Origin of the sequence: Streptococcus oralis, from assembly GCF_001579025.1 — a bacterium.
GTDB classification, from domain to species: domain Bacteria; phylum Bacillota; class Bacilli; order Lactobacillales; family Streptococcaceae; genus Streptococcus; species Streptococcus oralis_X.
In genome coordinates this window covers 154,708-167,413 of the sequence record NZ_KQ970235.1, presented here as the reverse complement: position 1 = coordinate 167,413, position 12,706 = coordinate 154,708, and the positions used below count along the sequence as shown (strand labels likewise).

12 protein-coding genes and 1 other RNA gene are annotated in these 12,706 nt (G+C 42.9%); 2 read left to right on the top strand and 11 right to left on the bottom strand.

What is annotated here, in order from left to right:
• From SORDD27_RS00740 to SORDD27_RS00690, 11 genes are all read right to left on the bottom strand, one after another.
• Nucleotides 1–595, bottom strand: a 595-nt coding sequence (locus tag SORDD27_RS00740) for a mevalonate kinase family protein (protein ID WP_414162621.1), incomplete at its 3' end; no start/stop codon positions are given.
• Nucleotides 582–1,535 carry a diphosphomevalonate decarboxylase gene (gene mvaD, locus SORDD27_RS00735; protein WP_061426765.1) on the bottom strand — a complete coding sequence of 318 codons (954 nt, stop codon included), beginning with the start codon at nucleotides 1,533–1,535 and terminating at the stop codon, nucleotides 582–584. The genes mvaD and SORDD27_RS00740, both read right to left, overlap by 14 nt.
• On the bottom strand, nucleotides 1,517–2,395 hold the full coding sequence (gene mvk / locus SORDD27_RS00730) for a mevalonate kinase (protein WP_061426763.1): 879 nt from the start codon (nucleotides 2,393–2,395) through the stop codon (nucleotides 1,517–1,519). Before mvk ends, mvaD begins: the two co-directional genes overlap by 19 nt.
• Before the next feature lie 117 nt (nucleotides 2,396–2,512).
• Nucleotides 2,513–3,517, bottom strand: a complete 1,005-nt coding sequence (locus SORDD27_RS00725; protein WP_061426761.1) for an N-acetylmuramoyl-L-alanine amidase family protein — start codon at nucleotides 3,515–3,517, stop codon at nucleotides 2,513–2,515.
• A gap of 99 nt (nucleotides 3,518–3,616) precedes the next feature.
• Nucleotides 3,617–4,306: a response regulator transcription factor gene (locus tag SORDD27_RS00720; RefSeq protein ID WP_061426759.1), complete on the bottom strand. Its 690-nt coding sequence runs from the start codon at nucleotides 4,304–4,306 to the stop codon at nucleotides 3,617–3,619.
• Between the two features lie 11 nt (nucleotides 4,307–4,317).
• Nucleotides 4,318–5,742 carry an NADP-dependent phosphogluconate dehydrogenase gene (gene gndA / locus SORDD27_RS00715; protein ID WP_061426757.1) on the bottom strand — a complete coding sequence of 475 codons (1,425 nt, stop codon included), beginning with the start codon at nucleotides 5,740–5,742 and terminating at the stop codon, nucleotides 4,318–4,320.
• 75 nt (nucleotides 5,743–5,817) lie between these two features.
• Nucleotides 5,818–7,263 carry a cell division site-positioning protein MapZ gene (gene mapZ / locus SORDD27_RS00710; protein WP_061426755.1) on the bottom strand — a complete coding sequence of 482 codons (1,446 nt, stop codon included), beginning with the start codon at nucleotides 7,261–7,263 and terminating at the stop codon, nucleotides 5,818–5,820.
• A gap of 12 nt (nucleotides 7,264–7,275) precedes the next feature.
• Complete coding sequence (locus SORDD27_RS00705; protein WP_000662905.1) at nucleotides 7,276–8,433, bottom strand: THUMP domain-containing class I SAM-dependent RNA methyltransferase; 1,158 nt, start codon at nucleotides 8,431–8,433, stop codon at nucleotides 7,276–7,278.
• Between the two features lie 83 nt (nucleotides 8,434–8,516).
• An RNA gene (gene rnpB / locus SORDD27_RS00700) (RNase P RNA component class B) lies at nucleotides 8,517–8,898 on the bottom strand.
• Nucleotides 8,899–8,918: 20 nt separating this feature from the next.
• Nucleotides 8,919–9,248 carry a cell division regulator GpsB gene (gene gpsB / locus SORDD27_RS00695; RefSeq protein ID WP_000146523.1) on the bottom strand — a complete coding sequence of 110 codons (330 nt, stop codon included), beginning with the start codon at nucleotides 9,246–9,248 and terminating at the stop codon, nucleotides 8,919–8,921.
• 69 nt (nucleotides 9,249–9,317) lie between these two features.
• Nucleotides 9,318–9,845: an SLOG family protein gene (locus SORDD27_RS00690; RefSeq protein ID WP_061426753.1), complete on the bottom strand. Its 528-nt coding sequence runs from the start codon at nucleotides 9,843–9,845 to the stop codon at nucleotides 9,318–9,320.
• Nucleotides 9,846–9,911: 66 nt separating this feature from the next.
• On the opposite strand from SORDD27_RS00690, the gene recU reads away from it, so the two are divergent.
• Together recU and pbp1a are read left to right on the top strand one after the other, a co-directional pair.
• Nucleotides 9,912–10,508, top strand: a complete 597-nt coding sequence (gene recU / locus SORDD27_RS00685; protein WP_061426751.1) for a Holliday junction resolvase RecU — start codon at nucleotides 9,912–9,914, stop codon at nucleotides 10,506–10,508.
• Nucleotides 10,505–12,667, top strand: coding sequence for a penicillin-binding protein PBP1A (gene pbp1a, locus SORDD27_RS00680; RefSeq protein WP_061426748.1), 2,163 nt, complete (start codon nucleotides 10,505–10,507; stop codon nucleotides 12,665–12,667). The genes recU and pbp1a overlap by 4 nt, the downstream gene beginning before the upstream one ends.
• Nucleotides 12,668–12,706: the final 39 nt, after the last annotated feature.

Genomic DNA, 12,706 nt, shown 5'->3' with positions numbered 1-12,706 from the left:
CTAGGGTTGGTTTAACTTGTGAGATAGAAAAGCCCCAGTCACGCTCCAAAACCGTCGCCAAGCTTTCTTCTTGCAACCAAGCAGCCACCTTTTTGCGATCAAATGACTGGTAGAGAACCAAATCCTCTGCAACGATACAGGCAAGGTCTCCCATAGAACCATTGTCTCCTCGCTTGAGTAAGACCGCGCTAGCCAGCTTGAACAAGAGTTCCTGATCAACCGTAATATCATATAGAGCCAGCAGGGCCTTGATCACCAAGACAACGACGCTACCACTAGAACCTAGACCAAACTTTTTGCCTTCCCGTTCCATTTTTCCACGAATTTCCAAGGAAAAAGGTCGCAAGGCTTGCCCACGATAAACGAGGAAATCTTCCACTAGAGCAATCGTTTCTTGAATCAAGCTGTAGTCAGGATTTGGCGTCAAGTCCACTGCGAAATCAAACATGTCTGAGTAGATACGATAGTTCTCAGAAAAAGCAATCTCAGCCTTCATATAGATAGGTATCGCCTTTATCAAGGCCAACTGTCCTGGCTCTAAAATAGCATATTCCCCTGCCCAGTATAGTTTTCCGCAAGTTTTAACAGCAATCATCTTGGCTCAAATCCTTTGTTTTTGACACAATCAAGCGGTAACGTTGACCGAAAATTTCTGATAAATGCTCCAAGTCTTTCTCCTGACAGAGAATCTTGACATTGGGACCGGCATCCATGGTAAAGTAGCAGGCTTCGCCTTGTTCACGAAGTTGACGGACAAAGTCCATCGCTTCATAAGTCGCATCCGTTAGATAAGAAAAGGCTGGGGATGCTGTTTTGGTCGTAGCGTGCATAGCAAGGGCATTTTTCTCCGTTAATTCCCCAACCTTGACAAAATCATTCTCTTTGAGATAAACCAGCATATCCTGATAATCCTTCTCAGACTGGCGAACCCAGTCATCAAAGGTCGTCGAGGTTTCCACACAAAGTTTCATCCCATCACGGCTAGAAATTGGTTTTTTCTTGTCCTCTAGCACCAACATAATCATAGCTAGTTTCAGGTCTGTCTCTACAGGGTAGATTTCCCCACTATCCTTATCCCAAGCACCCAGTGGTCCATAAAAACTACGAGAGGAAGAACCTGAGGCAAACTTAGCCTCCTGTGCCAACTGACTCCGATCCAAACCAAGCTGGAAATAAGCATTGCATGCCTTGACCAAGGCGGACAAACCACTAGAACTGGATGATAAGCCAGCCGCAGTCGGCATGTTGTTTTGAGTATCAATACGGACAAAACCTTCCCCAGCCGGACGGTAGCGGTCAATGATTTTGCTCATCTTGGCATGCTCGACCTCACTCTGAAGTTGACCATTGATATAAAAGGCATCAGCAGTCGCATCCGTCGGTAAAGGCGACAAGGTCGTCTCTGTGTACATGTTTTCTAAAGTCAGAGAAATACTGCTGGTCGCAGGAACCATTTCTTTTTCTTTTTTCTTTCCCCAATATTTGATAATGGCAATATTTGCGTAGGAACGTACTGTTACAGGCTTTCGATCCATGTCTGAACAGCTCCTTTCTCTTCTAATCGTTTTGCTAGTTCTTGTGCTTGGTCCAGATTGGCTACCAAGGCGATAATACAGCCTCCTAGTCCACCACCACTCATCTTGGCACCTAGAGCTCCGTAGCTCAGAGCCGTTTCAACGAGGGAATCTGCCTCAGGGCTACTGACACCAATTTCTTTTAGATGTAAATGCGCTTGACTGAGGATTTGTCCCAGTCCCTCAGCATCTTTTCTTCTAATCGCATCTTCTGCCTGCTGGGTCAATTCTCCCAAGGCATGCAAAAACGGTAGGGCATCCTTGCCCTTACTTTGAACTACTTGGATTGCTTCACGAGTGTGGCCATACACACCTGTATCTGCAATGACCAAATAAGCGGATAGGTTCATCTTAAGCTCTGTAAATCCAACGTTTTTAATAAAGCGAATGGGTTGGTCACTGAGGCAGGTCTTGGCATCCAACCCGCTTGGATTCATATGGGCAATCATCTCAGCCCGATTGACCAAGATTTCTAGTATATCATGAGGCAAGTTGGCTTGATAGTAGTCAAAAACAGCTCGAATGGCTGCTATACTGATAGCCGCTGACGAACCCATCCCACGTTTTTCAGGGATAGCTGAGTCAATCTGACAACGAATGCAAGCATCCTTGATATTTAGATGCTCCAGCGAGGCATATACCGCCATGGACAAGGTATCCTCCTCATAAAGACGCCATGGGCTTTCAGAAGGGACTACCTTACAAGTCACTTCCACCTCTAAGAGAGGTAGGGAAATGGCAGGATAGCCGTATACAACAGCGTGCTCTCCTATTAAAATAATCTTACTATGTGCCTGACCGACACCAACTTTTTTTGTCATGTGTTCCTTTAAGCAGACGAAAAGACCGTCTCATTTCATACAGTAGTATTTTCTCCTATCTATTTTATTATATTTTCACAAAAAAAGCGATTGTTTCCTTCACAATCGCCTCTTTCATTATTGGACCCATTCGCCATTATAGTTGACCGAATAGCCTTCTACGGTCGTATTCACTGCTAAAGCACCTGAACTATATGCGTAGTACCATTTGCCATTAACCTGGAACCAGCCTGTCTTCATATCTCCATTACTTGTATGTAGATAATACCAAGTCGAACCTTCCTGATACCAGCCAGTTGCCATAGCTCCTGATGAACGAAGGTAGTACCAACTGTTGCCAACATAAGCCCAACCTGTCTTCATATCACCATTTTGAGCATCTAGATAATACCAAGATGAACCTACCTGATACCAGCCAGTCGCCATTGCTCCTGATGAACGGAGATAGTACCACTTATTGCCAAGTTGCTGCCAACCAGTTTGCATTGCAGCGGTTGTTGGATCTAGATAGTACCAAGTCGAATCATCGTTTATCCAGCCACGCGTTAGTTCTCCAACCTTTAAACTGTTGATACGGGATTCGAATCCGCCATTTTTTTGTAAATAGTACCATTGCCCGTCGTCATATACCCAACCAGTTTTTAAAGTGTGATAGCTACGCTGATCTTCAAAATAATAGACTCGTTTCTCTGCTGGGCTATCATATTGTTCACCATGATACTTATCGATATTTGTATCAGTTTTCGCTTCTAAAACTTGCTTGCCAACAAACTCTTGTAGTACGCCATCTTGATTAAAGTAGTACCATCTTGACATTGGCATATATTCTAATCTTAAACCATTTGGGTAAGGACCAATTGTACTACCTTTGTCTGGCATGGGAATATATTGCCAGCCGACAACCATTTCTCCTGATACATGATCAAAATAATAGGTCTTGCCATCAATCACTCGCCAGGCCTTTTCTTTTATCTCACCCTTCTTGTAGTAGGTTCTACCATTTTCTTGGACAAATTGCCAGCCTTCTGAATCAGCATCATCCGCAAAGACGGTGCTTGTCGCTAGCAAAGCAAAGAAAAAGACTGCGAGTCCAACTTGCATCATTATTTTAAATTTTTTCATTAGATCTTTCCTCCATAACTGATTGTAGCAAAGACTTTATTGTATGTCAATATATAGAAACTTCTCAAAAAAAGCAGTTACACAACTGCAACTGCTTTTCTATTCTTGCATGGTGTACCCAACACCACGCACGGTTTTAATGTAGCTTTTTTGGCCTTTTACATCAAGCTTGCTACGTAGATAACGGATATAAACATCCACGATATTAGTTTCTGTCGCACTTTCGTACTTCCAAACACTTTCCAACAACTGCTCACGAGTCAAGACCTTCTTGCTTCCCATGAGAGTGGCCAAAAGGTCATACTCACGGCGCGTCAGAGCAATCATCTCCTCGCCACGATAAACGGTATGATGTTCTACATCCATACGCAAATTGCGGTAAGACGTTGGGACCTTCATCTGACTACAGTGTTGGTCGATAAAGTCCCGACCTCGGAAAATCGCTGAAATACGAGCCACCAGCTGATCAATAATCACTGGCTTATAGATGTAAGAAACGGCGAAGCGCTGGATTGTCTCAATCTGGTCTTGCAATTCTTCGCGATGGTCCAAGACCATAATCACTGAGGCAGGTTTTGTCCGACTCAGCCTCTCTGCAAAATCCTGGGCCGTCATATTCCCCAGACGAGCATTCAGTAAAATCAAGTCATAATCTGTCTGGAGAGCCATGGAGAGGGCTTTTTGCCCCTCCTCGACCAGATCAACACGGTATTGCTCTTTTTGGAGTTCCAGACTGAGAAAATGAGCGAGATTTCGTTCTTTCTCAAGTAATAAAATCCGTTTCCCCATGGCAGACCTACTTATTTTTCGTCATACCAAGAGTAGTGGAATGTTCCTTCTTTGTCTTTACGTTGGTAAGTGTGGGCACCAAAGTAGTCACGTTGCGCTTGGATCAAGTTAGCTGGAAGGTCTGCTGAACGGTAGCTATCAAAGTAAGTAATAGCTGCTGAGAAAGTTGGCACTGGTACACCAGCTTGAACAGCAAGAGCTACGATATCGCGCACTGCTTGTTGGTACTTGGCAGTAACATCCAAGAAGTACTCATCCAAGAGAAGGTTAGCAAGATCAGCATCGCGGTTGTAGGCATCTGTGATCTTTTGCAAGAAACGAGAACGGATGATACAGCCATCACGCCAGATAGAGGCGATGTCCGCAAATGGCAAGTTCCAGTTGTTTTCTTTAGAAGCTACACGCAATTGAGCAAAACCTTGTGCGTATGAAATGATTTTTGAGAAGTAAAGGGCTTGACGGATCTTTTCGATCAACTCAGCCTTGTCACCTTCAAATTTGAAATCAGCTGGTTTTGGAAGGACCTTGCTAGCATGTACACGCTCTTCTTTGTATGTGGAGATGTAGCGGGCAAATACTGACTCAGTAATCAGTGACAATGGCACACCAAGGTCAAGAGCTGATTGGCTAGTCCATTTACCAGTTCCTTTGTTTCCTGCAGCATCCAGGATGTAGTCTACGATTGGTCCATCTTGACCTTCATCGTCTTTACGGCTCAAGATATCAGCTGTGATTTCGATCAAGTAGCTGTCCAACTCTCCCTTGTTCCACTCAGTAAAGATTTCAGCCATGTCTTCTGCAGAAAGGCCAAGCAAGTGTTGCATCAAGTCATAGCTTTCTGCGATCAATTGCATATCACCATACTCGATACCGTTGTGGACCATCTTCACATAGTGACCAGCTCCATCAGGACCGATGTAAGTCACACATGGTTTTCCATCTTCTGGTGCTTTTGCAGAGATTTCTTCAAGAACATCAGCTACCAATTCGTAGGCTTCTTTTTGTCCACCAGGCATGATAGAAGGACCTTCAAGGGCACCCTTTTCACCACCAGAAACACCTGTACCGATGAAGTTGATCCCTGAGTTTGCTAGTTCTTCATTACGACGGATAGTATCTTTGTAGAAAGTGTTTCCTCCATCGATCAAGATATCACCCTTGTCAAGGTGGGGAAGAAGAGCTTGGATAGTTGCGTCTGTACCAGGTCCTGCTTGAACCATCAGCATGATACGACGAGGTTTTTCGATTGAGTTTACAAAGCTTTCCACGTCATAGCTTGGCACAAAGTTCTTTTCAGGATGGCAAGCAATTACGTCTTCTGTTTTTTCTTTACTACGGTTGTAAATGGCAACTGTATAACCACGAGATTCGATATTTAGGGCAAGGTTACGACCCATTACGGCCATACCAACGACACCAAAGTTAGCTTTTGTCATGTGACACTCCTCTTGTTTAATATGTTTTATTTTATCATTTTTACCTATGAAAGGAAAGAATTTTGTAACGGAGTCCTAGTAGTCCAAGTCATCTGCATGACCAGAACCATTCCCTACAAAGTAACCTGTCTTACAGTTGAGGGTGAAGAGATAGGTTCCATCTGGTTTATAGAGGTTGTAATAACCATTTCCGTTTACGATATTGACACGTTCTAGGATATATTGATTCCCAGTGATATAGCCACGAGCACGTGATGTTGCTAGGACTTGTTCCAATACACCATCCGCAAAGGTCCAAGCAGGGTTGTTGCTATCATCTACAGCTGATTGGTTGTACGGTACACGACTAGCACTTCTTTGAAGATTAACCCCATCGCCAGACAAACCACCATTTGTGTCTCTAGCTGGTGCCGTAGTGCTGGTTGAAGGTGTCGTACCGCTTGCATTGCTTTCTGTAGCTGAACTTGAGCTTGCTTGACTCGTGCTAGAGCTTGAACTTGAGCTGGAAGCACTGGTTTGTTGGCTCTTGCCAAGACTAATGGCCTTATCCAAGAGTTTGTCTAGTTCTGTGTTGCCTGTCTTAATTTCTGTAAATTTAGCGTCCGCTTTGGCTTTCGCATTGGTATCCAAGACACCGTCCGTAATAGCTGGGCTTTCAAAGAGGGCATTAACATCTTGAATGGCCTTGATTTGAGTTGCTAGGCTATCATATCTTGACTTAGCTAGTGTATAATCACGGCTACCTTCTAACTTATCTAGCAAGGTTTTCAGTTGGCTCAATTTATCAAACTGGCTGTTTTTCAGAGCAGTCTTATTAGCATCTGTATAGAAAGTATCATAGAGATCATTGAAGTCTTTCAAAGCTGTTTGTGTCCCTTGATCATCCGAAGAGGCTGCTTGAGAAGACTGGATTTCTTGGTTTGAACGAGATACTTGGCGGTAGACATAATATGTTCCAGCAAGCACAAGGATTGCAGCGACTACTGAAGCAGTGATGATGACACCTTTCTTCTTAGAGCCTGTTTCAGGTTCTGTTTGAGCTGAACGTGATAGAGGTGTATAGGTCTCCTCTTCTTGTTCCTCATTTATTTCCTTGGGCTCTGTTTCTGTCAAAACGAGAGGCTCTATTTCAGCATTTTCTTCATCTTGAAGTGGTGGAACAAACTGAGTAGTCTCTTCATTTTCTATCTCTTCAATAGATTCTTCAGCAACCATGTCTGAATCGTCTACCTGATCAGAAGGTTCACTTGATTCACGAACTTCTTGGATCATTTCCTCTAGGTTTTGAGTAGAAGCTAGTTCTTCTTTTTTAAACTGACGAGTTTCAAACTTGTCGGCTTCGATTTCTTCACGGTGCTGTTTGATGTATTTGTCTAAGATACTGTCCTCAGGCAATACTCCTGCTTCGACCTCTTCATTCTTACGAATGACTTGACCAACAGTCAAGTCTTTTGCTTCGTCAAAGTCAAATTGTGGTTCTTGATGTCCTTTTTTATGACGATCACGTCTTTTCTTACTCATGAGTTCACCTTTCTATTTTACCTCTTGGCGTTTGACACGCTGACCAAAGTATTGATACAAATCTACTTTTAAGGTCCCGTTATAGAGTTTTCGCTTTTTATCAGCTGGACTTCCGTACTTGCTTTCAAAAGCTTCGTCACTCGTCAGGATAAACTTACTCCACGTTTTCAGTGGTGCAAAGACTTGTCCCATCTCAGCATAGAGCTTGGTAACTCCTGCATCATCAGACAAGCGTTCCCCATATGGTGGATTGGAAATGATAACGCCATTAATCTTATCTGTGCGTAAGTCCTGTACCCGCATTTGCTTAAAGGTGATATCACCTGCGACGCCTGCTGCTTGAGCATTTGCCTTGGCAATCTCCACCATGCGAGCATCAATATCACAGCCCATAATGTCCAGCTCAAGTTCACGATCAATTTTCTTAGCCGCCTCTGTGCGAACTTCTTGGATTAACCGATCGCTGACCCAGTTCCATTCCTCAAAAGCAAAGGAACGGCGAAGGCCTGGTGCCATTTTTCTGGCAATCATAGCCGCCTCGATACAGAACGTTCCTGACCCACAGGTCGGATCAATCAAGGGCTTGTCTGGATACCAGTTAGAGAGTTGTAAAATGGCCGCTGCCATATTTTCCTTGATTGGCGCCCCACCCTTTTCCGTACGATAACCACGTTTAAAAAGGCTAGATCCTGTCGTGTCAATCATGACAGTTGCCACATCTTTCAGGATAGATACCTCAATCTTAAACTCGGGACCAGTCTCCATCAAGGGAACTCCTTCTGGACGGGCATAGTGTTTTTGTAATTTCTTCACAACAGCCTTCTTAGAAATAGCCTGAACACTGGGCTCGTTGTGGAGTTTAGACTTAACACATTTTGCCTTTGATATCGGGAAACGTGCTCCTAGCGGGAGATAGTTTTCCCAATCTAGAGCAAAAACACCTTGAAAAAGCTCTTCAAAAGTCTTAGCTGGAAAACTTCCGACTACAATCTTGATGCGATCCGCTGCACGAAGCCAAAGATTGGTCTCAATGATTGCCTTCACATCTCCTTGGAAGCGGACACGCCCATTTTCAACCTGGCAATCATAACCAAGGTCTCGCACCTCACGTCCAACGACAGCCTCGAGACCCGCCGCAGCAGTTGCGATTAAATTAAATTGTTCTTTCATTTCTAGTCTTGCAAGACCTTTCTCTTGTTCACTTTAAAAAATGAGGTTGAGAAAGATTTCTCAGCCCCAACCTATATGCAATTTTCTATAAGCCATGTTTTGTTCCAGAAGTGACTAGGACCACTTCCTTCGATAATCATCTGTCTACCGCTAACAGCATAAATCTGCTAGCAGTCAGAGTACTACGTTCGTTTCCGTGCACTCCATGCCCCGACCAAAATTTGGGTTGCTAGCTTGAGGGGTTTACCGCGTTCCACTCTCTCTGTTTCCAGAAAGACTCCGTCACTGTGGCACTTTCAAGCCTATTTTGACCTATCCGAAGACTTAGCCATTTCGACTGCCGTAACGATTTCTCGTCCCTAGGCTTATGGATTCGCCTAGCACAAACACTACAGGCATCACAGCCTGTGCTAGCATGGACTTTCCTCATGAAAAGAGATCCTCTTCACGCGATTATCCAAAAATTGCACTCATTCCTTAGTCAATTATAAATCTTGGTTGTCTAAGATTTGCTTACCAAATACTTCTTTTTCGAGACGATTTAAGCGTTTCAAAATATCAAAATTTGTCATTGAAGTAGAAGCCGTTACTTCAATAGAGTCTGGTTGAGTTGGCGCTACCTGTGGTTTATGAGATAATTCTTCCTTCAAATCAGCAATCTCTTGACGAAGGGATTTGACCAAAGCTGCGTAGGTTTCATAATCCTTAATCACATCGTCTAGGAATTCATCGACCTCTGCTTTGCTATATCCACGTACTTCACGTCCAAATTCTTGTTCAAAAATATCTTTCGCTGAAAAAATAATACTTGCCATGTCTCTCTCCATTCTGGGTTACTAGTATTATTATATAAAAAAAGACAAGTAAAAATCAAGGTCAAAGGCTTACTTTTCAGAAAAATTTTCTACTATTTCATTCAAGTCCTCAAATGTTAATCTTCTTGTAACATAGTCCGCTTGATTTTTCATCATTTGGTAAAAATATCGTAACTTGGTTTCGTTTTCTTCGTCGTAAAAAAGGTAACAAGTATCTGTATTTTCCAGCAGAAATCTCTGATAATCGCGTAATTGTCCCTTGTGCTCATATTGTGGATAGGCGTATTTGACAAAATCAACTTTCTTGAACTCACTCAGTTTCGCTTGATTTGCTTCATTCCAATTACTACCATGAGTTTCAAAATCAAAAATGGTCGCCAGCTGAAATCCATAGTCTGCTTTCATGTCTTTCGCCACCTGAAGCACCCAGTACTCAAAGCCCAAAGTCCCTGTAAAAACAAGCCAGTTCACCCCATCCTCTGCTAGACGTTCCAGGTCTCTCCGAATGGCTATTTTGATAATATCAACGCGAATATCCTTGTCATTAAAGAGACCAAGGTCGAAGGCTGAATAGCCTAAAATCAAGGCTGATGTCATTTTTAACCCTTTCTTTGTAAATTTATGATATAATAGAGTGATGTTATTGTACCAATAAGGAGAATTATGGTCAACTATCCACATAAAATTTCATCTCAAAAGAGACAAGCACCCCTGTCACAAACTAAAAATTTCGCAAATCGGGGAATGTCTTTTGAAAAGATGATCAATGCTACGAACGACTACTATTTGTCGCATGGGTTGGCAGTTATTCACAAGAAACCGACTCCCATCCAAATCGTACGTGTCGACTATCCCCAACGAAGTCGTGCCAAGATTGTTGAAGCCTACTTTAGACAAGCTTCAACTACTGACTATTCAGGGGTTTATGATGGATACTACATCGACTTTGAAGCAAAGGAAACCAGGCAAAAACATGCGATACCGATGAAGAATTTTCATCTCCATCAGATCCAGCATATGGAACAAGTCCTTGCCCAGCAAGGAATCTGCTTTGTACTCCTTCACTTTTCTTCTCAGCAAGAAACCTACTTATTGCCGGCTATTGACTTGATTCGTTTCTATCATCAAGATATGGGACAAAAGTCAATGCCACTTGGATATATTCAAGAAAATGGATATAGGATTGAGCCTGGTGCCTTTCCTCAGATTCCCTATCTCGATATTATCAAAGAACATTTACTAGGTGGTAAAACAAGATGAACAAACAAACTTTTCTGCGAATAGCTAAGTATGTCAGTATCAGTCTCTTAACTGTATTTATCGCAGCTGTAATGCTTGGTGGAGGTCTCTTCCTCTACTATGTTAGCAAGGCTCCCGAACTTTCTGAAAGTAAACTAGTCGCTACAACGTCAAGTAAGATCTATGATAGCAATGACGAGCTTATCGCTGATCTTGGTTCGGAACGTCGGGTCAATGCCCAAGCAAACGAAATACCGACCGATTTGGTCAACGCTATTGTTTCGATTGAGGACCATCGCTTCTTTAATCACCGAGGAATTGACACGATCCGTATCCTAGGTGCTACCCTCCGAAACCTTCGTGGTGGTGGAGGTCTGCAAGGAGCTTCAACCTTGACGCAGCAGTTGATTAAGTTAACTTATTTTTCTACGTCAACTTCTGATCAAACCCTTTCTCGTAAGGCTCAGGAAGCTTGGTTAGCCGTTCAGCTAGAACAAAAAGCGACTAAACAAGAGATCTTGACCTACTACATCAACAAGGTTTACATGTCAAACGGTAACTACGGAATGCAGACAGCTGCCCAAAGTTACTATGGCAAGGATCTCAAAGATTTAAGTATTCCTCAATTAGCTCTCCTTGCTGGTATGCCTCAGGCTCCAAACCAGTATGATCCATACTCGCATCCAGAAGCTGCTCAAGAACGTCGTAATCTCGTCCTCTCTGAGATGAAGGGGCAAGGTTACATTTCAGCTGAGCAATATGAAAAAGCGATTAATACTCCGATTACAGATGGACTTCAAAGTCTAAAATCTCTTAATAGCTATCCACAGTACATGGATAACTATCTTAAAGAGGTTATTGATCAAGTAGAACAAGAGACAGGTTATAATCTATTAACAACAGGTATGGAAGTCTATACAAACGTCGACCAAGACGTTCAAAAACGCCTTTGGGACGTCTATAATACTGATCAATACGTAAACTATCCTGATGATGATATCCAAGCAGCCTCTACTATCATTGATGTATCAAATGGTAAAGTTATTGCCCAACTCGGGTCTCGTCACCAAGCTAGCAATGTATCCTTTGGTACTAACCAAGCAGTGGAAACAAACCGTGACTGGGGTTCAACTATGAAACCAATTACGGACTATGCACCTGCACTTGAGTACGATATCTATGACTCAACTGCCTACATGCTCAAGGATGTACCATATAACTTCCCAGGTACTAGCACTCCAGTCTACAACTGGGATAGGGGTTATTATGGTAATATTACCCTTCAAACTGCTATCCAACAATCGCGTAATGTCCCAGCCGTTGAAACTCTCGATAGAGTTGGACTCGATAAAGCAAAAGGTTTCCTAAATGGATTAGGCATTGATTATCCAACTATGGTATACGCAAATGCAATTTCAAGTAATACAACCGAGTCTAGCAAGAAATATGGAGCAAGCAGTGAAAAGATTGCTGCTGCTTATGCTGCCTTTGCTAATGGTGGTATCTACCACAAACCAATGTATATCAATAAAGTTGTCTTTAGTGACGGAACTTCGAAAGAATTCTCTGACCCAGGTTCACGCGCTATGAAAGAAACAACTGCCTACATGATGACCGAAATGATGAAAACTGTATTATACTCTGGTACAGACGCCTATATATCATGGCTTCCACAAGCAGGAAAAACAGGTACATCTAACTACACAGATGAAGAAATTGAAAATTACATTAAGAGATACGATTATGTCACACCTGATGAAATGTTTGTAGGATATACCCGCAAATATTCAATGGCTGTCTGGACAGGTTACTCAAACCGCCTTACTCCTATCGTTGGTGATGGCTTCTATGTTGCAGCTAAGGTTTACCGTTCAATGATGACTTATCTGTCTGAGGATAACAACCCTGGCGACTGGACTATGCCAGAAGGCCTCTATCGAAGTGGTGAGTTCGTCTTTAAAAACGGTGCTCGTTCTGCATGGACTGCTCCTGCTCCGCAACAGGCCCCAACACCAGATAGTTCGAGCTCGACATCAGAAAGTTCAACTTCACAGTCAAGCTCAACTACTCCAAGCACGAATAATAGTGCAAACAATAATACCAATAACCAGCAACCAAATACAACGCCTGGTCAACAAAACCAGAACCAAAACCAGAATCCTCAACCAGCACAACCATAACATTTATCACCCGGATTTTTCTGGGTGATTTTTTCATAG

Bases quoted from the DNA above. Each gene is read 5' to 3' on its own strand.
- gndA (WP_061426757.1), bottom strand. From the start codon at position 5,742: ATGACAAAAGCTAACTTTGGTGTCGTTGGTATGGCCGTAATGGGTCGT.
- gpsB (WP_000146523.1), bottom strand. From the start codon at position 9,248: ATGGCAAGTATTATTTTTTCAGCGAAAGATATTTTTGAACAAGAATTT.
- recU (WP_061426751.1), top strand. From the start codon at position 9,912: ATGGTCAACTATCCACATAAAATTTCATCTCAAAAGAGACAAGCACCC.
- mvk (WP_061426763.1), bottom strand. From the start codon at position 2,395: ATGACAAAAAAAGTTGGTGTCGGTCAGGCACATAGTAAGATTATTTTA.
- mvaD (WP_061426765.1), bottom strand. From the start codon at position 1,535: ATGGATCGAAAGCCTGTAACAGTACGTTCCTACGCAAATATTGCCATT.
- pbp1a (WP_061426748.1), top strand. From the start codon at position 10,505: ATGAACAAACAAACTTTTCTGCGAATAGCTAAGTATGTCAGTATCAGT.
- SORDD27_RS00725 (WP_061426761.1), bottom strand. From the start codon at position 3,517: ATGAAAAAATTTAAAATAATGATGCAAGTTGGACTCGCAGTCTTTTTC.
- mapZ (WP_061426755.1), bottom strand. From the start codon at position 7,263: ATGAGTAAGAAAAGACGTGATCGTCATAAAAAAGGACATCAAGAACCA.
- SORDD27_RS00705 (WP_000662905.1), bottom strand. From the start codon at position 8,433: ATGAAAGAACAATTTAATTTAATCGCAACTGCTGCGGCGGGTCTCGAG.
- SORDD27_RS00720 (WP_061426759.1), bottom strand. From the start codon at position 4,306: ATGGGGAAACGGATTTTATTACTTGAGAAAGAACGAAATCTCGCTCAT.
- SORDD27_RS00690 (WP_061426753.1), bottom strand. From the start codon at position 9,845: ATGACATCAGCCTTGATTTTAGGCTATTCAGCCTTCGACCTTGGTCTC.